The sequence below is a fragment of the Methylobacterium brachiatum genome (assembly GCF_900113845.1).
Lineage (GTDB): Bacteria > Pseudomonadota > Alphaproteobacteria > Rhizobiales > Beijerinckiaceae > Methylobacterium > Methylobacterium brachiatum.
In genome coordinates, this window is record NZ_FOQW01000028.1 from 1 (window position 1) to 19,988 (window position 19,988).

The window sequence follows — 19,988 nt, forward strand, 5'->3', positions numbered from 1 at the left end:
CTGACGAAGTCTAACGCGCGCTCCGATCGACACGGTGACATCCATCACTACCGCAACCTGGACGCCTGCCAGGCCTGCGCGATGCGAGCGCGCTGCACGACCGAGAAGTTCAAACGCTTCAAGCGCTGGAAGCACGAGGCGGTGCTGGAGGCCATGCAGAGGCGGCTCGATGCCATGCCGGACGCCATGGCGGTACGGCGCGCCACGGTCGAGCACGTCTTCGGGACGCTGAAAGCTTGGATGGGCAGCACGCCCATCCTGACGAAGGGCCTGAAAGGCGTGAGAACCGAGATGAGCCTCGCAATCCTCGCCTACAACCTGAAACGGATGATCCGCTTGTTCGGCGCAACCCGGCTCATCCAGGCCATTCGAGCCTGAAGCAGCGCGCCGCGCCGTCGTCATCATCCTGCCGATCGACGCTGGCGGCCATGTTAAATGCGTTTTGACACGGCCTCGGTCGAAAGCAGACGCCCTACGCACAAGCGAATTGGGTTCAGACCCTGGCGGATGGCGCCTCCGAGACCGGTCCCCGCGCCTGTGCGCCGGGGAGCCGGTCGGGCGTGACGGCGATACGCCGCGTCGCCGGACCGGCACCGCCTCCCTTGCCTTGTGCCCGCCGCGGACGATCTGAGCGGCATCAGGAACCGGTTCGGGCCGACCGACACACATGCATATCCACCTCGACGCGCTCGGCGGCGTGGCCGGCGACATGTTCGCCGCCGCGCTGCTCGACGCCTTTCCCGAGCATCTGGAGGGCGTGCGCGCGAGCGTGCGGGCCGTCGATCCGCGCATCGCCTGCGCCGCGTCCGAGCACAATGACGGCATCCTGCGGGGGCTGCGCTTCGCGGTCTCGGCCCCGGGGGCGGAGACGGTCCCCACGCCGCATCGCCACGGCGCCCATGCGGACCACCACCATCACGATCATCACGATCACGATCACCCGCACAGCCATGCGCACGATCCGGCGCCGCACGGCCACCGGCCCTGGTCCGAGATCCGCGCGGAGCTGGAGCGGGCGGAGCTCGCGCCGGCCGTCCGGGCGCATGCGCTGGCGATCTTCGGGCACCTCGCCGACGCCGAGGCGCGGGTCCACGGCATCGCGGTCGACGCCGTGGCGTTCCACGAGGTCGGCGCCTTCGACTCGATCGCCGACATCGTCGCCGCCGCCCACCTGATCGCCGCCCTCGAGGTGCGGAGCTGGAGCGTCTCCGCCCTGCCGCTCGGCTCCGGCCGGGTGCGGACCCAGCACGGCCCCCTGCCGGTGCCGGCCCCCGCCACCACGCTCCTGCTCGAAGGTTTCTCGACCCTCGATGACGGGATCCCGGGCGAGCGCGTGACGCCCACCGGCGCCGCGATCCTGCGCCATCTCTGCGGTCATGAGCCCGGGCGCGGCCGGCCCCCCGGCACGATCGGGCGGAGCGGCATCGGTTTCGGCACGAAGAGCCTGCCGGGGCTCAGCAATTGCCTGCGCGCCCTCGTGCTCGACGCGGCGGCCGCATCCCGGCCGGACCGGGCCGAGCTGGCCGTCATCGCCTTCGAGATCGACGACCAGTCCGGCGAGGATCTGGCCATGGGCCTCGACCGCCTGCGCGCGGAGCCCGGCGTGCGCGACGTCGTGCAGATGCCGGTCCTGGGCAAGAAGGGCCGGATGATGGCCCATATCCAGGCCCTGGTGCAGCCCGAGAGCCTGGAGACGGCGATCGCGGCCTGCTTCCGCGAGACCACCACGATCGGGCTGCGCCACCACCGGGTCGCACGGGCGGTGCTCGAGCGGGAGGCCGTGACGGTCGTGCCGGAGGGGCGGCCGGTCCGGGTCAAGGTCGTCGACCGGCCGGGCGGGCGCACCGCCAAGGCCGAGGCCGACGACGCCCTGGACCAGGCGGGCCAGGCGGAGCGGGCGCGCCTGCGGGCCGAGGCCGAGGGCCTCGCATTGCAACAGATCACGCACGAGATCACGAAGGTGGACCGGTGATGCGCGCGCAGCTCGAAGCCGTGCTGGCGGAACTCGGGCCCGTCGCGGTGGCGGTGAGCGGCGGGGTCGACAGCCTGACGCTGGCCACCCTCGCCCACCGCCTGGCACCGCACGCGGTCCTCGTGGTCCACGCGGTCTCCCCGGCCGTGCCCGGCGAGGCGACCGCGCGGGTCCGGGCCGAGGCCGCCCGGGAGGGCTGGGACCTGCGGGTGATCGAGGCCGGCGAGTTCGCCGACCCGGCCTACCGGGCCAACCCGGTCAACCGCTGCTTCTTCTGCAAGACCAACCTGTACGGGGCGATCCGCAGCGTCACCGAGCGGCAGATCCTGTCGGGCGCCAATCGCGACGACCTCGGCGAGTACCGCCCCGGCCTCGACGCCGCCCGGGAGCACGGCGTGCGCCACCCCTACGTGGAGGCGGGCCTCGACAAGGCGGCCGTCCGGGCGCTCGCCCGCGACCTCGGTCTCGGGACCGTGGCCGAATTGCCGTCCGCGCCCTGCCTGTCGAGCCGGGTCGAGACCGGTATCCCGATCGAGCCCGAGACCCTGGGCTTCATCCACGCGGTCGAGCGGCTGGTCGGGGGCGCCCTCGATGCCGGCACGGGCGCCCGGCGGGCCGTCCGCTGCCGAGTGCGGGCCGAGGGCGTGGTGGTGGAGCTCGACCCCGGCAGCCTCGCCGCCCTCGACCCGGAGCGTCGCGAAGAACTGGGGGCCGGCATCCGGGAGATCGCGCCGCCGCGTCTCGCCGGCCCGGTCCGGTTCGCCCCCTACCGGGTCGGCAGCGCCTTCCTGACCGGAGCCTCGCCCTGATGAGCGTCGCGGACGAATTCACCCTCGACTTCGCCCGGCCCGAGCGGATCGGCCTGGAGGAGGCGATCTTCTGCGCCGGCAAGAGCCCTGAGCAGATCGACGCGATCCTGGTCGCTGCCGGGGACCGGGGCGCCTCGCTGCTCCTGACCCGGCTCGATCCGGAGAAGTGCTCCCGGCTCGGGGCTGCGGCGCGGCTCGACTATTGCCCGGTCTCGCGCACGGCGGTGTTCGGGCAGCCCCCGGCCGTCGCCGGCCCGGCCCGGGTCGCCGTGGTGGCGGCCGGGACCTCGGACGTGCCCGTCGCCCGGGAGACCCTGCGCACGCTCGGCTATGCCGGCCACGCCGCGACGCTCTTCGCCGATGTCGGCGTCGCCGGCCTGTGGCGGCTGACCACACGGCTGGAGGAGATCCGGGCGCATCCGGTGGTGATCGTCGCCGCCGGCATGGATGCGGCGCTGCCGAGCGTGGTCGGCGGCCTCGTGGCCGGCGCGGTGATCGCGGTCCCGACCTCCGTGGGCTACGGCGTCGCCGCGGGCGGGCGCACGGCCCTCGACGCGGTGCTGGCGAGCTGCGCCCCCGGGATCACGGTGGTCAATATCGACAACGGCTACGGGGCGGCCTGCGCCGCCCTGCGCCTGCTCAACGCGGCGAGCCGCCTCGCCCAGGAGGTCGAACGATGATGTCCCGCCACCCGTTACCCTCCGAACCGAATCCCCTCCCGAACGGAGATATCCGATGGAACGCCGCAGCTTCCTCCAGGGCGCCGTGCTCGGCGCGGGCCTCGCGGGCGCCGGCAGCGCAGGTGCGGCCGTGAACGTCCCGCCGCTTCCGAACACCCGGCCCCAGGACCCGGCCGACCTTCCGCTGATCACCGATCCGGGCGAGCGCCGGGGCGAGATGCTCTACCGCAGCTTCGGCCGGACCGCGGAAAAGATCTCGGCGATCGGGATGGGCGGGTTCCACCTCGGCAAGAGCGCGGTGACCGACGACGAGGCGACCCGGCTGATCCACGAAGGCGTCGATCGCGGCATCACCTTCATGGACAATTGCTGGGACTACAATGACGGCCGCTCCGAGCTGCGCATGGGCGCGGCGCTGGCCCAGGGCGGCTATCGCGACAAGGTCTTCCTGATGTCCAAGATGGACGGGCGGACCAAGGAGGAGGCGCTCAAGCAGATCGACCAGTCGCTCCTGCGCCTGCGCACGGACCGGATCGACCTCGTCCAGCACCACGAGATCCTGCGCTACGACGACCCGGACCGCGTCTTCGCGGAGGGCGGGGCCATGGAGGGCTTCCTCGAGGCCAAGAAGCAGGGCAAGCTGCGCTATATCGGCTTCACCGGCCACAAGGACCCGCGCATCCACCTGCAGATGCTGGCGGTGGCGCAGGAGCGCGGCTTCCACTTCGATTCCTGCCAGATGCCGCTCAACGTGATGGACGCGCATTTCCGCTCGTTCGGCCATCTCGTGCTGCCGCACCTCGTGGCCGAGGGCATCGCGCCGCTCGCCATGAAGACCTTCGGCGACGGGGTGATCCTGAAGGCCGACGCGCCGATCAAGCCGCTGGAATACCTGCACTTCTCGCTGAACCTGCCGGTCTCGGTGGTGATCACCGGCATCCAGAACCAGCGCGACCTCGACCAGGCCTTCGAGGCGGTGAAGACCTTCAAGCCGATGGACAAGGCGACGGTGGCCGAATTGCTGTCGCGCTCGAAGCCCTACGCCCTGGAGGGCAAGTACGAGCTGTTCAAGACGAGCGCGACCTTCGACGGCACCGCCAAGAACGCGGCCTGGCTCGGCGAGGACGTGCAGAGCGTGAAGAAGCTCGCGCCGACGATGGAGTAGGGCGAGCAAGCGGAGGCATGCGGCTCGAATGGCGCGCGTCTCCCTCCCCTTTGCGGGGGAGGGTGGGCCTCGCGTCAGCGAGGGTCGGGCCGGGACGAAGTCCCGCAAGAGGGGAACCCGGGGTCAGGAAAGGGCGCGGAGTGGGCGTGCGAGCCGGAGCTTCATCCTGCCCCGTCGCTCCCCTCTCCCGACCCCCTTCGGGGGCCACCCTCCCCCGCAGAGGGGGGAGGGAAAAGCGTGGTGTCTCCAGTGCATTATGCCGATCTTGATGTGTGAATCCGCAAGCGGGAGGAGCGCGCGTCGCGCCTTGCACTGGCCGATGTTTGAGCATCGTAGCCGGCGGTGAGGGAGGCAGAGGCGGCCCGCCTCACGCCACATCCTCCAGCCGGATCGGCAACTTGCGGATCCGGCGCCCGGTGGCGTGGTGGACGGCGTTGGCGATGGCGGCGTTGACGCCGATGATGCCGAGCTCGCCCAGGCCCTTGAGGCCGAGGGCGTCGACCCGGTCGTCCGGGTCCGGCACCAGCAGCGCCTCGACCTCCGGGGCGTCCGCCGAGGTCGGGACGAGATACTCGGCGAGATCCGGATTGCGGTAGGCCGCCCCGTCCAGCACGGTCTCTTCCAGCAGCGCCGAGCCGAGGCCCCAGATCATCCCGCCGGTAAGCTGGCTTCGGGCGGTCAGCGGGTTGAGGATCCGCCCCGCCGCGAAGGCGCCGGTGAGCCGGGCCACCCGGATCTCTCCCGTCTCGCCATGGATGTGGACCTCCGCGAACTGCGCCCCGAATCCCCAGGAGACCGCGCGCCCGCCGCCGCCGAAGGCGAGCCCGATATGGCCCTGCCGCAGGCCCGCCAGCGCCTTCTCCCGGTCGCCGCCCGCGGGAACGAACGCGGCCAGCGTCTCGACCCCCGCGGGGCCGATCGCCTCGGCCAGCGCGATGCCGGTGCCGTCCGGGGCTGAAAGCCGCCCGCCCGCCAGCGACAGGGCGCCCGGATCCCGCCCGGCGAGGCGCCCGCCCTGCCCCGTAGCCGCCTGGGCCAGTGCCTCGCGAATCTGATCGCAGCCGAGGGCCAGGGCGTTCATCAGGCTCGTGGTCGTGCTCGACCCGCCCGAGATGCCGGCCGCCGGCAGCGCCGTGTCGCCGAGCCGGACCGTCACCCGCTCCACCGGCACGCCGAGGCCCTCGGCGGCGCCCATGGCCAGCAGCGTGGTGATGCCGTTTCCGATCTCGTGATGGGCGCAGGCGACCTCCGCGGTCCCGTCCGGGTTCAGCCGCACCCGTAGGGTCGCGGCCGCGATCTTCACAGGCCGCACCGAGGCCGCGCAGCCGAGGCCCACGCGCCAGGGCCCGTCGCGCATCGTCCCCGGACGCGGCGCCCGCCGCGCCCAGCCGAAGGCCCGCGCGCCCGCGTCGAAGCAGGCCATGAGCGGCCGGGTCGAGAACGGCTTGCCGGAGACCGGATCGATTGCGGTGTCGTTGCGCCGCCGCAGGGCGATCGGGTCCATTCCGAGGGCCACGGCCATCTCGTCGACGGCGCTCTCCAGGGCGAACAGGTAGGGCACCTCCGGGGGCGCCCGCATCGGCCCCGGGGTGTTGCGATCGACCCGCACCGCCCGCTCCTCGGTCCGGATCGCCGGGCAGGCATAGAGGCTCGCCGTGACCTCGGCCCCCTCCATGACGAACGGATCGAACCGCGACGTGACCGTCTCGGCCTCGTGCACCAGGGCGGTGAACCGGCCGTCGCTTTCGGCCCCGAGCCGGATGGCGTGGCGCGATTCCGGCCGGTAATTGGCGATGGTGAAGCATTGCCGCCGGGTCGGGACCAGCGAGACCGGCCGGCCGAGACGCCGGGCCGCCAGGGCGACCAGGGCCGTGTGCTGCGACAGCGCGAATTTCGAGCCGAAATGGCCGCCGATCAGCCCGGACACGACCCGCACCTGCGCGGGGTCGAGGCCGAGCTGCGCCGCGAGCCCGTGCTGCACGGCGCCGACATAGCGGGTCGGCTCGTGCACGGTGAGCCTGTCGCCGTCCCAGGCCGCCCGGGTGGTGAACAGCTCGATCGGGTTGTGGTGCTGGACCGGGGTCTCGTAGCGCGCCTCGACCCGGATCGCGGCCGCTCGCAACCCGGCCTCGGCGTCGCCCCGGGCGATGTCCTCGTGCTGCGCCTTGAGATCCGCCAGCCGGACGGTCTCGGCCCCCGGCGCGTCGAAGCCGCCGGCGGCGGGCTCCTCCGCGTAGGCGACCCGCACCGCGCCGGCCGCTTCCTCGGCGGCCTCCTGGGTGGCGGCCACCACCAGGGCCACGATCTGGCCGGCATAGGCGACCGCGTCGGAATCGAGCGGCCGGTGCGAGCTGTTGGCGTAGCCGCCGGCCATCAGGTGCTTCACCGGTGCCACCGCCCCGGCGAAGTCCCGGTGGGTGAAGATCCCCAGCACTCCGGGCACCCGCTCGGCGGCGCCGAGGTCGAACCCGGTGATCCGGCCGCACGCGATGGTGCTGGTGACCAGGGCGGCGCGGGCCATCGTCTCTGGCCCGGGGCGGTCGGAGGCGTAGACCGCCCGGCCGGTCACCTTGTCGGGCCCTTCGACCCGGGTCCGGGCCGTCCCGAGGATCGATTGGGCGTCCCGCGTGCCTGATTCCATGTTCGCGCTCCCAGTCGGCCATATCGTCCGGGAGCAATCGCCGAGGCGGCCGCCCGGCTCCGCGACCGGGCGGCGGGGCGACACCATGCAGCGGCGGGGCGGTTTTGGTACGGCCCCGCCGCTCCGGGTGGTGATCCTACGGGATCAGTCGACCACCTTGCCGTCCGGGCCGACCTTGACCTTCTGGTCCTTGTCGGCGCCGGCCACCTTGATCTCGTACTGGACCGTGGAGCCGTCCTTCTCGACCTCGGCCTCGTAGGCCTTGCCGCCGCCGGCCTTCTGCTCGGCGATGGCGAGCGCGTCCTTGAGCGAGGTCTTGGCGTTCTGGAAATCGGCGGGCTTCAACCGGGTGAAGTAGCGCTCGATCGGCTGGTTCTCGGTCTTGTACAGCGCGCCGGTATCGGCGTTGATGCCGTATTCCACCAGCTTGCCGCTCGGGTAGACGACCTTCACGGCGTAATGCGCCGGGTTCTTGCTGTCGGCCTTCTCGAAATCGGCGTCGATGGCGCGGCCGCCCTTCTCGTCGCCCTGCGATTCGGCGGTGGTCAGCGCCTGGGCGAGGCCGACCTTGGCGACCTTGGCGACCTGCCATTCCTTCTGGTTGCTGTCGGTCTGGGTGGCGGTCTGGGCCAGGGCGAGGCTCGTCGAGAGGGCGAGCAGTCCGGCCGCGGTGGCGAAGCGTTTCATCATGGCGGGTATCCCCCTTTGCGGGTTCGGTCTTGGTTGGGTCGGTGTTGGGACCTTGAAACGCCGAGGGGCGTGCAGGGTTTCCGTCCTTGGGAAAAAACGCTCTGCTTGATCGAGCCGCCGCGGATCCCTAGCAACATGCGCGAGCGCGACATGGCCTGAGGGATTTGGCCGGAGGATTGCGTCGCCCCGCCCGGAATGCGCGACAGCGAAGGAAGTCAGCCCGTGCTCGAGCAGATCGGCGAGATCGACCCGCCCCAGCGGCTCCTGATGGGGCCGGGACCCGTCAATGCCCATCCGCGCGTGCTGCGCGCCATGTCGGCCGACCTGCTCGGGCAGTTCGACCCCGAGATGACCGCCTACATGAACGAGGTGATGGCGCTCTACCGCCCGATCTTCGGCACCGAGAACCGCTGGACCTTCCTGGTCGACGGCACGGCGCGGGCCGGGATCGAGGCGGCCCTGGTGAGCCTGGTCGCCCCCGGCGAGCGGGTGCTGGTGGTCAATTTCGGCCGGTTCGGCCTGCTGCTCACCGAGATCCTGGAGCGGGTCGGCGCCGTGGTCGAGACCGTGGACGCGCCCTGGGGCGAAGTGGTGCCTCTGGAGGCGATCGCCGCCGCGGTGGAGCGCTTCGGCCCGAAGGTCGTGGCGACCGTCCACGGCGACACCTCCACCACCATGGCCCAGCCCCTCGACGGGCTCGGCGACCTCTGCCGCCGGGCCGGCGCGCTCTCCTACGTCGACGCCACCGCGACGATCGGGGGCATGGAGATCGCCGCCGACCGCTGGGGCGTCGACGTGGTGACCGGCGGCCTGCAGAAATGCCTCGGCGGCCCCTCGGGCTCGTCGCCGATCACCGTCTCGGCGGCGGCGGCCGAGCGGATCTTCTCCCGGCGCCATGTCGAGCACGGCATCCGCCGGGACGACATCGACGACGGCTTGGGCGTGCGGATCGGCTCGAACTATTTCGACCTGGCCATGATCATGGATTACTGGTCGGAGAAGCGCCTGAACCACCACACCGAGGCGACCACGATGCTGTACGGGGCGCGGGAATGCGCCCGGGTGGTGCTGGGCGAGGGGCTGGCGGCCTGCTACCGCCGGCACGCCGCCGCCGGGCGCGCCGTCGCGGCGGGCATCCGCGCCATGGGGCTCAGCGTGTTCGGCGACGACCGCTACCGGATGACCAACGTCACGGCGCTCTACATCCCGGACGGGGTCGACGGCGAGGCGGTGCGGCGCCGGATGCGGGAGGATTTCGAGATCGAGATCGGCACCGCCTTCGGGCCGCTGGCCGGCAAGGTCTGGCGGATCGGCGCGATGGGCTACAATGCCCGCAAGCACAAGGTGCTGATCACCCTGGGCGCCCTGGAGGCGGTCCTGCGGGCGGAAGGGTTTTCCGTCCCGCCGGGCGCCGGCGTCGCGGCGGCCCTGGCCGCCTGGACCGAGAGCGCGGCCGCCTGATCGCGGCTCGCCGCGGGATCGACCAAGCCGGCCGCGGGAGCGTATGCCTGACGCGATGCGTCGCCCGTCCCCCGGACGGTGCGGCGCCCTGGTCCGGGAGATCCCGCATGCCCGATACGCGAGAGGCCGCTGCGCCGCCCCAGGTCGAGGGCGTCATCGAGGCGCCCATCGTCTATTTCGAGACCGTCTCGGCCTTCGGGGTCGGGGCGGGGATCGGGCGGATGACCCTGGAGATGGAGGTCTACGAGCCGACCGAGCCCGGCGCCCCGTCCCGGACGCGCCGGCGGGTCGTCGCGCATCTGCGCGGGCCGCTGCCCGCCTTCGAAGCCCTGCGCAGCGCCATCAACCAGATGGAAGCGATGCTGACCCCGCCCGCCGGCGAGCGGCCGAATTGAAGCCTGCTGTCGTACGACACCCGAGCAGGCGCCCCAACGGAGCAACCCATGACCGACAACGAGCCGGAACCGCTGGACGACTTCACCCGCGTGCACGCGAAGCTCTCCGCCCTGGAGATCGTCCTGGGCGTCCTGATCGGGCGCCTGTCGGAGGAGAATCCGGAGATCCGCGAGGACGTGAAGCGCGACGTCGCCGCGATCCTGTCCGACATGCCGGTCGAGGGTCCGAGCGAGGAGCTGATCGTCACCGAGGTGCGCCGGGCCGCCGAGCTCCTGACCAGCGTCTCGATCGGCTAGAGTATCGTCCCGGACGGCGGCCGCCGGCTTTCGGGACGCTGCGCTGACGCGCTCAGCGGGGCGGCATCCGCAGCGCCCCGTCGAGGCGGATCGTCTCGCCGTTCAGCATCGGGTTCTCGCAGATGTGCCGGACGAGGTCGGCATATTCCGACGGGCGGCCCAGGCGCGGCGGGAACGGCACGCTCTGGCCGAGCGCGTCCTGCACCTCCTGGGGCATCCCGGCCATCATGGGGGTCTCGAAGATCCCCGGCGCGATGGTGACGACCCGGATGCCGTGCCGGGCCAGCTCCCGGGCGATCGGCAGGGTCATCGAGACCACGCCGCCCTTCGAGGCCGCGTAGGCCGCCTGCCCGATCTGGCCGTCGAAGGCCGCGACCGAGGCGGTGTTGACGATCACGCCCCGGGCGCCCTCCGCATCGGGCGCCTCCTTGGCGATGGCCGCGGCGGCGAGCCGGATCATGTTGAACGTGCCGATCAGGTTGACCGACACCGCCCGGGCGAAGCTGTCGAGCCGGTGCGGGCCGTCGCGGCCGACCACCTTCTCGCCCGGCGCGATCCCGGCGCAGTTGACGAGCCCGTGCAGGTGCCCGAATGCGTCGAGCGCCGCCTGGACCGCCGCCTGCCCGTCCGCCTCGCTGGTGACGTCGGTGGCCGCGAACCGCGCCTGCGCGCCCAGCTCCGCCGCCACGCCGGCCCCGGCCTCCCGGGCGATGTCGGCCACCACCACGCTGGCGCCCGCCGCCACGAGGCTGCGCGCCACCGCGGCCCCGAGCCCCGAGCCCGCGCCGGTGACGATGTAGACGCGATCCTTGATCATCCTGGCTCCCCCCGTTCGTCGAAGCCCCCGGCGTAGCGCGGGATCATGAAGTCCGGAAGGCGGGTCCGACGGCTTGACCAGACCGGCCCCGGCCGCGCCTCGGCGGACCCGGTCATGGCGCCCCGATCTCGTCCGCTCGCGCAGTCACCGGACATCCCTGGCCGATCACCCGCGCCAGAAACGCCAGCGCTGCGCGAATCACGGGCGAGCGCTTGAGGTCGGGATAGGTGACGAGCCAGATGTCCCGGGATGGGGGCATCCCCTCGACCGGGAGGCGGACCAGGGCCGAATCCCCGTCCCCGAGGAAGCGGGGCAGGACCACGGCGCCGAGGCCGGCCCGGGCCGCCTCCTGCTGACCGAACAGGTCGCTCGCCTGAAACACGATCGGCCGGCCGGCCAGCAGGCTCCGCAGCCAGGCCTGCTGAGGGACGTGCTCCAGGGCGGAATCGTAGCCGATGAAGGTCCAGTCCGACGAAGGCTTCGTCGCCTCGTCCGGGGTCGCGTAGAGCCCGAACCGCATCGCGCCGATCCGGCGGATCAGGAGATCCGGATCGTCGGGGCGCGTCAGCCGCACGGCGATCTCCGCCTCCCCGCGATCGAGCGCCGCGATCCTGGCGGCGCCGGACAGGACCAGGGTGATGCCAGGATGCGCCCGATGGAAGCCCGCCACCTGCGGCGCGATCAGGCGGGCCGCGACGGCGGGCGGCGCGCTGATCCGGACCGTCGCGACCGGCGCCTCGGCGTAGCCCCGGGCACGGCGCTCGATCGCCTGCACGGTTCCGGTGATCTCCGACGCCAAGGCCGCGATGGCGATCCCCTCCGGGGTGAGCGTGACCCGGCGCGGCAGGCGCTCGATCAGCCTCAGCGCCAGGGCGTCCTCGAGGGACGCGACCCGCCGGCCGATCGTCGCGTGATCGACCCCGAGCGCCCGCGCCGCGGCCGAGAGCGAGCCGGCCTGCGCGAGCACTGCGAAGTGGTGGAGATCCTGCCAATCGACCATCGGTGCAGTTCTGCACGAGGCCGGTGAAGAGATCCCGAATTCTCTCACAGATCAAAACGCGGTTCGCTGCCCGGGCAGGAGATGAACCATGACGACAGCGATGATGATGAGCGAACCCGGCGCGCCGGAAGTCCTGACGGCGAGCGCGATCGACCTGGGCGAGCCTGGGGCGGGGCAGGTCCGCATCCGCCAATCCGTGATCGGCGTGAATTTCGTCGACATCTACTTTCGAACCGGCCTCTACCCGCTCGACACCTATCCGGCGGTGCTGGGATTCGAGGGGGCCGGGACGGTCGAGGCCGTCGGGCCGGAGGTCAGGTCGCTGAAGCCTGGCGACCGGGTCGCCTATCACGGCGCACCGATGGGCGCCTATGCCGAGGCCCGGATCCTGCCGGCGGAACGTCTGGTGCGGCTGCCCGACGCCCTCCCCGATCGCGTCGTCGGCGGCACGATGCTGCGCGGCCTGACCGCCCACATGCTGCTGCACACGGTCCGGGCGGTCGGACCCGGCGACTGGATCCTCGTCCACGCCGCCGCGGGCGGGCTCGGCCAGATCGTCACCCGCTGGGCGAAGCGCCTCGGCGCGCATGTGGTCGGCACGGTCGGTTCCGCGGGAAAGCGCGTGCCGGCCCTGGAGGCCGGAGCCGATGCGGTCTTCCTGCACGGCGAGGGCGACTGGCCCGAGCGGACGCGGATCCTGGCGGATGGGCAGGGGGTGCATCTGGCGATCGACGGCATCGGCGGCGGCATGCTGGCCCGGACCTTCGCGGCGGTCCGGCCGTTCGGGATCGTGGCGAGCCTCGGCCAGCCGGCCGGACCGATTCCGCCGTTCCGGGTCGAGACCCTGGGAGCCGGCCGCCCGGTCGCGCTGATACGGCCGAGCGTGCTCGCCTATGCCAACGATCCCGACCTGTACCGCCGCGGCAGCGCCGACCTGATCGCGGCCCTGCAAGACGGCCTGACCAGCCCGATCGGAGCCGAATACGACCTCCGGGACGCGGCCCGGGCCCATGCCGACCTCGAAGGCGGACGCACGACGGGGCGCGTCGTCCTCACGGTTTAGGGCCGAGGGCCGGGGCCGTTTGAAAACCCCGATTCGCCCCGCGTCCGGTGATGGCCTGTGCGAGCCATCACAAGGGCGGGACACAGCGCGGGTGTATGAAAGGGTGCTACGATTCGAGGCGCGGGATCGGATCACCCCCGCGCGGTTCCGCCAGGAGAGACAGGGCCGGAATGCCGTCCGTCGACACGCCCGTTCCGGTGGGGGCCTTCGCGCTCCTGCTCGTCGCCTTCGCGGTGAAGCACCTGGCTGCCGATTTCCTCCTTCAGACCAACTGGATGGCGCAGGGCAAGGAGCGGGCGTCCGCCTGGTTCTGGCCGCTCTGCGCCCATACCGGCCTGCACGGATTCGGGACCCTGCTAATCGCCCTGGCGGTCAAGCCGGCCCTGTGGTGGCTGGCGCCCGTGGATTTCGTGATCCACACGGCGATCGACCGCGGCAAGGCCGTAATCTGCCAGCGGGCCCGCTTCGCGACCACCGATGCCCGGTTCTGGTGGCTGATCGGGATCGATCAGTTCCTGCACCAGGTGACCCATATCGGGCTCGCCGCATTGCTGGCGGCGGCCTGATCCCCCGGGCGCCTCAGGTCAGCTCGGCCTCCAGCAGCAGATTGGTGTCGGCGACCTTGCCGGCGAGCTCCAGGATCAGGAAGCGCTGCAGGGACAGGGCGAGATCGGGACGCTCGCGCTCCATCCGGGCCAGCGCGGCCCGGTCGACGCCGACCACCCGGCAGGGGCTCTCGGCGATGGCGGTGGCGGTGCGCCGTCCGCCCTGCACGAGGCCGATCTCGCCGATCACCGTGCCGGCCGTGGTGGTGCGCAGGCGCAGGTTGGGGCGGCCGGGCACCTCCATCTCGATGGAGACGACGCCCTGTTCGAGGAAGTACAGGGTGTCGGCCGCCTCGCCCTGGCGGAGCAGGGCCTCCCCAGCCGCGAGGGTGCGGACGCCGAGATAGGGGGCGAAATCGGCCGGCGCGAGGGGGCAGCCGAGCCGGTCGGCCATGTGCTCGGCAAACAGCGCGACGGCGCCCTCCCCGCCGACGCCGGCCTCGGCCAGCAGCGTCGCCTCCGCCTCGCGCAGGGCCTCGTCCAGGGTGTCACGCATCCGCAGCCGCGCTCCGGCGAGACCGCCGCGCGCGACCTGCTGGCGGGCCGCCGGGCTCAGATGGACCAGCAGCACGTCGAAGCCGCGCTGCTCGGCGAGCTGGCTGATCTTGCGGAACGCGATCAGGGCCGAGCTGTCGAGCCCGACGCAATCGCGGAAATCCAGGATCAGGGTGCGCAGGGTCCCGGGTTCCGCGGCAATTCGGCGGTAGATCGTCTGCGCGTTGAGGAAGAACAGGTAGCCCTGCAGGGCGTAGATCCGCGTCCGGTGGCCGGATTCGCGCAGCAGCGCGGCGGTGTCGGGCGCGCGGATGATGCTGCTGCGCCGCTCCGAGCCGGCCAGATCCCGGCGCACCGCCGGGATCTGGCCGTACTGAACCGCGAAGATCAGGATCGCCAGCACGACGCCGACCAGGAAGCCCACGGTGGCACCGAACAGGGCGGTCGCCCCGCACACCGCCAGGGCGATGCCGGTCTCCCAGACCGGAAAGGTGCGGCAGGCCAGTGCAAGGTTGACCAGCAGCCCGAGGCCGATGGCGATCAGGGCGCCTCCGGCGAGCGGGCGCGGCAGCAGCGCCAGCGGGCTCGCGCCGAACACCAGCAGCGCCGCCATCACGGCCAGCGTCAGCCACCAGCCGAGCCAATGGCTCCCGCCGATATTGTGCAGCAGCAGGGTCGAGGTCCGCCCGAAGCCCATGGCGGGGCTGCCGAACAGGCTCCCGACCAGGTTGGCCGCGCCCGAGGCCACGAACATCCGGTCGATGTTGAGCTCGCGCCGCATCTCCAGCTCGACGCTGATGACGTAGAGGATCTGGATGATGACTGCGACGACGATCTCGGTGGCGATCCGCGGCAGGATCGGCAGGAGCAGCGCGGGGTCGAGGGCCTGGAGCGCGAGAACCGCCGGGGCCTGCAGCAGGGATCCCGAGGGCAGCGCCTCGATCAGCCATCCGGCCGCCTGGGCGGCCGCCGTGTCGATGCCCTGCCAGGCCAGGCCGAGATGGACGACCACCAGACTCGCCAGGATGACCGTCGGGTAGGTGCTCCAGTGCTTGATCCGCCGGGGCAGGTAGAAGGCGCAGAACCCGATGACGAAGGTCAGGGCGATCCGCCCGAGCGCTCCGGGATCGATCCGGCTCGGGTCGAGGGCTGCCGGGTCGAGCAGTCCGAGAATCGCGGCGGCGGGATCGTCGAGATGCGCGCCAATCTGCACGCCGCTGCGCAGGAACAGCAGCCCGACGCCGCCGAGGAAGCCGGTCAGGACCGGGTAGGGCAGGAGCTGCGCCAGCAGCGAGGCGCGCAGCGTGCCGAGCAGCGCGAAGACGAGGCCGGTCGCGAAGGTCGAGACGCCGCAGGCGACGAGCACGATCCGGCCGACCGTGGCGGGATCGGTGATGCCCGCATCCCGCAGCTCCCCGGCCACCGCGGCGGCGATGGCCGCCTGCACGATCGCGGCCGCTCCGATGAAGGACAGCGACACCACCACGGTCCGCCGCAGCGCGACGAAGACGAGGCTGCCCAGCACGTAGGCCGCCAGCATCGCCGACATCCCGGCGACCCGGCTCTCGGCCAACGGGCCGGAAAAGATCAGCTGCGAGAAGCTGATGAGATCGAGGAGCAGCACCATGGCGGCGACGGCCGCCGCCGCGATCGTGCGCGCCGTGCGCATCAGCGCCTCGCGCCCCTCGGTGGTCCGTCTGCCGCTGGCGGAAGCCAAATCGGTGGTTGTCATCGGCACGGCATCCGCATTCCGAAGATGTATCCCGGGCCGGTGCAGCAGATCCCCGGATGTCGCACGCACAGGCGTCGCGGAATTTTGGGAATCGGGCTTGCCCACAGCCTTCTAATCTGATGGCAGTCCGAAGCTTAAATTATCGTGCTGACGGTCAGGGGATAAGGCGGTACTGCCCAGGTTTCAATTAGGTCTTGTGCGCTCTGAACCATGCGGGAACGCGATCCCAGCCGGGCCACTGGGCTATCTCTTTGCTGGGCCTCACGATCATGAGGTAGGATTCCCCTCCCCCGCCTCATGCTCTAAGCCGGCGCCTCACAGGAGCCGCCGATGTCCGCCTCGACCCCCCTGCCCCGTCCCCTGCGCGCCGCGCTCCTGCTCGTCGGCCTCGCCGGGGCCGCGCAGGCCGAGGATGCGCCGTCGATCGCCTGGCCCGAGCCCGGCGGCCGGGCGACGATCAGCCGGGTGTTCAACGGATCCCCGATCACGGTCGGCGTCTCGTCCCGGACCGGCGGCGCGATCGACAGCCTGACCTGGGGCGGCACCGAATTCATCAACGCCCACGATCACGGCCGGGAGCTGCAATCGGCCTCGTCCTACGACGGCTACGGCGAGTGCCTGAACCCGACCGAGGCGGGCAGCGATTCCGACGGCATGGGCCCGCGCAGCACGACCCTGCTGACGGAGCTGAAACGGGGTCCGGACACGCTCCAGACGCGGTCGCAGATGGCCTACTGGATCGAGCCGGGCCGCGTCACCGGCAGCTGCCCGAAGGGCCCCGGGCCCCATGCCGGGCCCCGTTCGGACGACGTCCTGGCCAAGACCGTCACCCTGGGCGCGGCGGGCGTGGCCAACGCCATCGCGTACCGCGCCACCTACATCACGGCGCAACCCCACGAATCGGCGACCTTCGAGGCGGCGACCGCCTACATGCCGCCGGACTTCACGGCGTTCTGGAACCTCGACCCGGCGACGGGCCAGTCCGCGCCGCTCTCGGCCGGGCCGGGCGAGCAGGGCGTGCCGGTGATCCTCGCCACTCCCGACGGCTCCCGGGCGATGGGCGTCTACAGCCCCGCCCTCCCCCAGGCGAGCGTGCCGAATGCCGGGTACGGCCGGTTCAACTTCGCGACCCTGCCGGGGCCGGGCAACGCCACGGTGAAGTGGAACTGCGTCTTCCGGGAGAACAACGTCCCGGCGGGGGCGCACAGCTACACCTGCTACGTGGTGGTCGGCACCCTGCAGGATGTCCGGGCCGGCCTCGTCGCCCTGCGGGCGGCCCTCACCGGCGGGCGGGCGCCTCCCCTCCCCGCCGACCCGGCCCCGGCACCTCAGGCGGCGGCCCCGCCGGCCGCGCGGGCTCCGGGCGTGGCGCTCTATGTCGGGACGCAGCAGGGCTGCAATGCCGGCGAGGTGACGATCGACCCGGGCTACAAGGGCTGCGCCACGGCCCCGATCGGCGCCACCCTGGCGCAGCCCTCCTCGCCCGCCGACGCGCCGGTCTATGCCGGCACCGCGGCCGGGCTCGATGCCGGCCTCGTCACCAACAACCCGCGCCATCTCGACGCCGGCACGCGCCCGATCGGCTACCTCGCGGCCGCCGGTGCCGGCGGGACGCCGCTCTATGTCGGCCTGCAGGGCGGCTGCAATGCCGGGGTGGTCTCCACCAATCCGGCCCATCTCAATTGCCGCGGCGCCCCGCTGGGGATCGCCGTGCGGTGAGGCCGGCCGAGGGCGCCGCCCCGGATCCGGGGCGGCGCGCGGTTGTCGTACCGAGGGAGAACCTGCGCCCGTCGGGACGCGGTGCTCAGCCCTTCTTGATCAGCGGCACCGGCTGAGCCGGCGGCGTGGTCGCGCAGGCGGCCACGCTCGCCGCCAGAACGGCCAGGACGAGCGCGCGCGTGAGAGGATTCTTCGCGAAACAACGTGCAGTGGACACGAGGCAATCTCCGATTTTCGGCACCGCGGAGGCTAAGGCCGCGCCCGATCTCGGAAAGTGCAGGAATGTCACGGTCCCAATGTTTCGGAATTCTTTACAATGCTTACAAGGTAAAATTGAACAACTATATCTTCGACATAAGTCGAACCTTATTCATAACCGACGCATGTCGTGCATTATTGCGATCGCATTCACAGGATCGGCGGAAAATATCTCACTCTTCGCCGCTCACGGGGCCATCGCGACGGGCTCAAAGAATTTCACGGTCGCCGTCATCACGCGCGGAGCGCAGAGACCCGGGGCAGCGCGACACGCCCGAGCGCTGCGCCACGCCGGGGTGCTTCGCGATGCGCGCGAGAACGGGATGCCGACCCGACAGGTGCGGCAGCGGCGGCCTCAGCGCACTTCGCTGACGCGCTTGGTCGCCCGCTTCTCCTGCTTGTAGGCGGTGATCGCCGCGGAGCAGCCGGGCGACAGGTTCTTCATGTTCGCCTTGAAGCAGGCCTCGACCTCGGGGCCGCCGGGCGCGTAGGCGCTGCAATAATCCATGTAGTCGCCGGTGCAGTATTGCTTGAGCGCCTCGCGGGCCGGGGATTGCTCGGCGTATGCGGCAACCGGGCCGAGGCACAGGCCGATGGTCAGGAGGACCGCCTTGGTCGAGGTCATGGATGTCCTTGTCGCTATCCGGTGATCGCGCGAGCGGGCCGCGCGGTGATAGGCGCGGCACCTGGGCGCCAAGGATGGCGTGACTTTGGCGCGGATGTGCCGAACCTGCGCCATCCCCGCTCTTCCCGCTGTCCACGGGCGACTTCGGCCGGGAAAGTCCTGGTTTCAGAAGGTCATGGCCCTCCTGCGGTGGCCGGGTGGAGCCCTGCGTCAGGGCGTCGCCCGGCGCTCGGGGCTGCACGCCCCGAGCGCCGCCGAAGGGCGTCCGGCCCTCCGGAAACCCGGTTTCCCGCCCGCCATCCGATCGATGACGCAGCCATTCCCGCGCAGGCGCGGCAGGTCGGGACGCTGTCTCAGTGCGCCCCGACGCGACGGGCGGGCACGAGATCGTTGGCGATGATCTCGCCGAACGGGCCGTCGTTGCGGGCGTTGCCCGTAGGCCGGCCCGTGGTGGCGCGCAGGGGCAGCTTCGGGAAGACCAGCTCGGCGAAGCGGTAGGCCTCCTCGAGATGCGGGTAGCCCGAGAGGATGAACCGGTCGATCCCGAGGTCGATATATTCCTTCATCCGGTCGGCGACCTGATCGGCCGAGCCGACGAGCGCCGTGCCGGCGCCGCCGCGCACCAGCCCGACCCCGGCCCAGAGGTTGGGGGAGACCACGAGCTTGTCGCGGTTGCCGCCGTGCAGCGCCATCATGCGGCTCTGGCCGACCGAATCCTGCCGCTTCAGGGTCTCTTGCGCCTTGGCGATGGTGGCGTCGTCGAGCTTCGAGATCAGCTTCTCCGCGGCGTCCCAGGCCTCGGCCTCGGTCTCCCGGGCGATCACGTGCAGGCGGATGCCGTACGAGAAGGTCTTGCCCTTGGCCTCCGCGGCCTGACGGGCGGCGGCGATCTTCTCCGCGACCTGGGCCGGGGGCTCGCCCCAGGTGAGGTAGACGTCGCAATGCTCGGCCGCGACCTCCATCCCGGCCGGCGACGAGCCGCCGAAATAGAGCGGCGGATAGGGCTTCTGCACCGGCGGGAAGATCACCCGGCCGTTCTCGGTGCGCAGGTGCTTGCCCTGGAAGGTCACGGTCTCGCCCGAGAGCAGGCCGCGCCAGATCGTCAGGAACTCGTCGGTGACGGCGTAGCGCTCGTCGTGGGACAGGAACACGCCGTCGCCGGCCAGCTCCACCGGATCGCCGCCGGTGACGACGTTGATCAGGAGGCGCCCGTCCGAGACCCGGTCGAGCGTCGCGGTCATGCGGGCCGCCGCGGACGGCTCCATCAGGCCGGGCCGCACCGCCACCAGGAAGCGCAGCCGCTTGGTGAGCGGCGCCAGCGCCGAGGCGACGATCCAGGAATCCTCGCAGGAGCGCCCGGTCGGCAGCAGCACGCCGTAATAGCCGAGCTCGTCGGCGCCCTGGGCGATCTGCCGAAGGTAGTCGATCGAGACTTCGCGGGCCCCTTCCTGGGCGCCGAGATAGCGGCCATCGCCGTGGGTCGGCAGGAACCAGAGGACGTCGGCGCGCCCGTCATTCGTCGCGGTCATCGGGGTCTCCATTGCGGCCGTGAGCCGGATGCGGA

Annotated in this window: 19 protein-coding genes; 11 read left to right on the forward strand and 8 right to left on the reverse strand. The window is 71.7% G+C overall.

The genetic code is table 11. The annotated features are described in order from the left end of the window. From BMZ47_RS25935 to BMZ47_RS25955, 5 genes are all read left to right on the forward strand, one after another. Nucleotides 1-378: transposase (locus BMZ47_RS25935; RefSeq protein ID WP_139220962.1), on the forward strand; the 378-nt coding region annotated here is incomplete at its 5' end. Between the two features lie 289 nt (nt 379-667). Then, nucleotides 668-1,972 (forward strand): nickel pincer cofactor biosynthesis protein LarC, encoded by a 1,305-nt coding sequence (larC, locus tag BMZ47_RS25940; RefSeq protein WP_091865098.1) that lies wholly within the window; start codon nt 668-670, stop codon nt 1,970-1,972. Continuing rightward, complete coding sequence (larE, locus tag BMZ47_RS25945) at nt 1,972-2,781, forward strand: ATP-dependent sacrificial sulfur transferase LarE (protein WP_091865100.1); 810 nt, start codon at nt 1,972-1,974, stop codon at nt 2,779-2,781. Before larC ends, larE begins: the two co-directional genes overlap by 1 nt. Next, on the forward strand, nt 2,781-3,461 hold the full coding sequence (larB, locus tag BMZ47_RS25950) for a nickel pincer cofactor biosynthesis protein LarB (protein ID WP_091865102.1): 681 nt from the start codon (nt 2,781-2,783) through the stop codon (nt 3,459-3,461). Before larE ends, larB begins: the two co-directional genes overlap by 1 nt. 55 nt (nt 3,462-3,516) lie before the next feature. Beyond that, nucleotides 3,517-4,626 (forward strand): aldo/keto reductase, encoded by a 1,110-nt coding sequence (locus BMZ47_RS25955; protein WP_091865104.1) that lies wholly within the window; start codon nt 3,517-3,519, stop codon nt 4,624-4,626. Between the two features lie 367 nt (nt 4,627-4,993). Here BMZ47_RS25955 and BMZ47_RS25960 read toward each other — a convergent pair whose 3' ends face one another. Together BMZ47_RS25960 and BMZ47_RS25965 are read right to left on the reverse strand one after the other, a co-directional pair. Beyond that, nucleotides 4,994-7,267, reverse strand: a complete 2,274-nt coding sequence (locus BMZ47_RS25960; protein WP_091865106.1) for a xanthine dehydrogenase family protein molybdopterin-binding subunit — start codon at nt 7,265-7,267, stop codon at nt 4,994-4,996. A gap of 144 nt (nt 7,268-7,411) precedes the next feature. Beyond that, nucleotides 7,412-7,957, reverse strand: coding sequence for a PepSY domain-containing protein (locus BMZ47_RS25965; protein ID WP_091865108.1), 546 nt, complete (start codon nt 7,955-7,957; stop codon nt 7,412-7,414). Between the two features lie 222 nt (nt 7,958-8,179). Between BMZ47_RS25965 and BMZ47_RS25970 the strand changes: the two genes are divergently transcribed. From BMZ47_RS25970 to BMZ47_RS25980, 3 genes are all read left to right on the forward strand, one after another. Continuing rightward, the gene (locus BMZ47_RS25970; protein WP_208601118.1) at nt 8,180-9,418 is read left to right on the forward strand and encodes a pyridoxal-phosphate-dependent aminotransferase family protein; all 1,239 of its coding nucleotides are present in this window, start codon (nt 8,180-8,182) and stop codon (nt 9,416-9,418) included. A gap of 107 nt (nt 9,419-9,525) precedes the next feature. After that, a complete protein-coding gene (locus BMZ47_RS25975) occupies nt 9,526-9,813 on the forward strand; it encodes a hypothetical protein (RefSeq protein ID WP_007557968.1) in 288 nt (95 codons plus the stop codon). A 48-nt stretch (nt 9,814-9,861) separates the two neighbouring features. After that, nucleotides 9,862-10,110 carry a hypothetical protein gene (locus tag BMZ47_RS25980; protein ID WP_007557970.1) on the forward strand — a complete coding sequence of 83 codons (249 nt, stop codon included), beginning with the start codon at nt 9,862-9,864 and terminating at the stop codon, nt 10,108-10,110. A 52-nt stretch (nt 10,111-10,162) separates the two neighbouring features. Here the strand turns inward: BMZ47_RS25980 and BMZ47_RS25985 are convergent, their stop codons facing one another. Together BMZ47_RS25985 and BMZ47_RS25990 are read right to left on the reverse strand one after the other, a co-directional pair. Further along, nucleotides 10,163-10,927: a 3-hydroxyacyl-CoA dehydrogenase gene (locus BMZ47_RS25985; protein ID WP_007557973.1), complete on the reverse strand. Its 765-nt coding sequence runs from the start codon at nt 10,925-10,927 to the stop codon at nt 10,163-10,165. A 112-nt stretch (nt 10,928-11,039) separates the two neighbouring features. Next, nucleotides 11,040-11,927: a LysR family transcriptional regulator gene (locus BMZ47_RS25990; RefSeq protein WP_091865112.1), complete on the reverse strand. Its 888-nt coding sequence runs from the start codon at nt 11,925-11,927 to the stop codon at nt 11,040-11,042. Nucleotides 11,928-12,015: 88 nt separating this feature from the next. Here BMZ47_RS25990 and BMZ47_RS25995 point away from each other — a divergent pair, with 88 nt between their 5' ends. After that, nucleotides 12,016-12,990 carry a quinone oxidoreductase family protein gene (locus BMZ47_RS25995; protein WP_091865115.1) on the forward strand — a complete coding sequence of 325 codons (975 nt, stop codon included), beginning with the start codon at nt 12,016-12,018 and terminating at the stop codon, nt 12,988-12,990. Nucleotides 12,991-13,160: 170 nt separating this feature from the next. Continuing rightward, nucleotides 13,161-13,556, forward strand: a complete 396-nt coding sequence (locus BMZ47_RS26000; RefSeq protein WP_091865117.1) for a DUF3307 domain-containing protein — start codon at nt 13,161-13,163, stop codon at nt 13,554-13,556. 13 nt (nt 13,557-13,569) lie between these two features. Here the strand turns inward: BMZ47_RS26000 and BMZ47_RS26005 are convergent, their stop codons facing one another. Further along, complete coding sequence (locus BMZ47_RS26005) at nt 13,570-15,822, reverse strand: SLC26A/SulP transporter family protein (protein ID WP_091865119.1); 2,253 nt, start codon at nt 15,820-15,822, stop codon at nt 13,570-13,572. A gap of 330 nt (nt 15,823-16,152) precedes the next feature. Here BMZ47_RS26005 and BMZ47_RS26010 point away from each other — a divergent pair, with 330 nt between their 5' ends. Further along, nucleotides 16,153-17,541, forward strand: a complete 1,389-nt coding sequence (locus tag BMZ47_RS26010; protein WP_091865121.1) for a hypothetical protein — start codon at nt 16,153-16,155, stop codon at nt 17,539-17,541. Between the two features lie 85 nt (nt 17,542-17,626). Here the strand turns inward: BMZ47_RS26010 and BMZ47_RS29235 are convergent, their stop codons facing one another. From BMZ47_RS29235 to ssuD, 3 genes are all read right to left on the reverse strand, one after another. Beyond that, nucleotides 17,627-17,758 carry a hypothetical protein gene (locus BMZ47_RS29235; protein ID WP_279889706.1) on the reverse strand — a complete coding sequence of 44 codons (132 nt, stop codon included), beginning with the start codon at nt 17,756-17,758 and terminating at the stop codon, nt 17,627-17,629. A 396-nt stretch (nt 17,759-18,154) separates the two neighbouring features. Then, on the reverse strand, nt 18,155-18,424 hold the full coding sequence (locus tag BMZ47_RS26015) for a hypothetical protein (protein ID WP_091865123.1): 270 nt from the start codon (nt 18,422-18,424) through the stop codon (nt 18,155-18,157). A gap of 353 nt (nt 18,425-18,777) precedes the next feature. Further along, nucleotides 18,778-19,953 carry an FMNH2-dependent alkanesulfonate monooxygenase gene (gene ssuD, locus BMZ47_RS26020; protein WP_007557989.1) on the reverse strand — a complete coding sequence of 392 codons (1,176 nt, stop codon included), beginning with the start codon at nt 19,951-19,953 and terminating at the stop codon, nt 18,778-18,780. Between the last annotated feature and the right edge of the window lie 35 nt (nt 19,954-19,988).

Coding starts and splice junctions, on each gene's coding strand:
- larC (WP_091865098.1), top strand. CDS start 668: ATGCATATCCACCTCGACGCGCTCGGCGGCGTGGCCGGCGACATGTTC.
- larE (WP_091865100.1), top strand. CDS start 1,972: ATGCGCGCGCAGCTCGAAGCCGTGCTGGCGGAACTCGGGCCCGTCGCG.
- larB (WP_091865102.1), top strand. CDS start 2,781: ATGAGCGTCGCGGACGAATTCACCCTCGACTTCGCCCGGCCCGAGCGG.
- BMZ47_RS25955 (WP_091865104.1), top strand. CDS start 3,517: ATGGAACGCCGCAGCTTCCTCCAGGGCGCCGTGCTCGGCGCGGGCCTC.
- BMZ47_RS25960 (WP_091865106.1), bottom strand. CDS start 7,267: ATGGAATCAGGCACGCGGGACGCCCAATCGATCCTCGGGACGGCCCGG.
- BMZ47_RS25965 (WP_091865108.1), bottom strand. CDS start 7,957: ATGATGAAACGCTTCGCCACCGCGGCCGGACTGCTCGCCCTCTCGACG.
- BMZ47_RS25975 (WP_007557968.1), top strand. CDS start 9,526: ATGCCCGATACGCGAGAGGCCGCTGCGCCGCCCCAGGTCGAGGGCGTC.
- BMZ47_RS25980 (WP_007557970.1), top strand. CDS start 9,862: ATGACCGACAACGAGCCGGAACCGCTGGACGACTTCACCCGCGTGCAC.
- BMZ47_RS25985 (WP_007557973.1), bottom strand. CDS start 10,927: ATGATCAAGGATCGCGTCTACATCGTCACCGGCGCGGGCTCGGGGCTC.
- BMZ47_RS25990 (WP_091865112.1), bottom strand. CDS start 11,927: ATGGTCGATTGGCAGGATCTCCACCACTTCGCAGTGCTCGCGCAGGCC.
- BMZ47_RS25995 (WP_091865115.1), top strand. CDS start 12,016: ATGACGACAGCGATGATGATGAGCGAACCCGGCGCGCCGGAAGTCCTG.
- BMZ47_RS26000 (WP_091865117.1), top strand. CDS start 13,161: ATGCCGTCCGTCGACACGCCCGTTCCGGTGGGGGCCTTCGCGCTCCTG.
- BMZ47_RS26005 (WP_091865119.1), bottom strand. CDS start 15,822: ATGACAACCACCGATTTGGCTTCCGCCAGCGGCAGACGGACCACCGAG.
- BMZ47_RS26010 (WP_091865121.1), top strand. CDS start 16,153: ATGTCCGCCTCGACCCCCCTGCCCCGTCCCCTGCGCGCCGCGCTCCTG.
- BMZ47_RS26015 (WP_091865123.1), bottom strand. CDS start 18,424: ATGACCTCGACCAAGGCGGTCCTCCTGACCATCGGCCTGTGCCTCGGC.
- ssuD (WP_007557989.1), bottom strand. CDS start 19,953: ATGACCGCGACGAATGACGGGCGCGCCGACGTCCTCTGGTTCCTGCCG.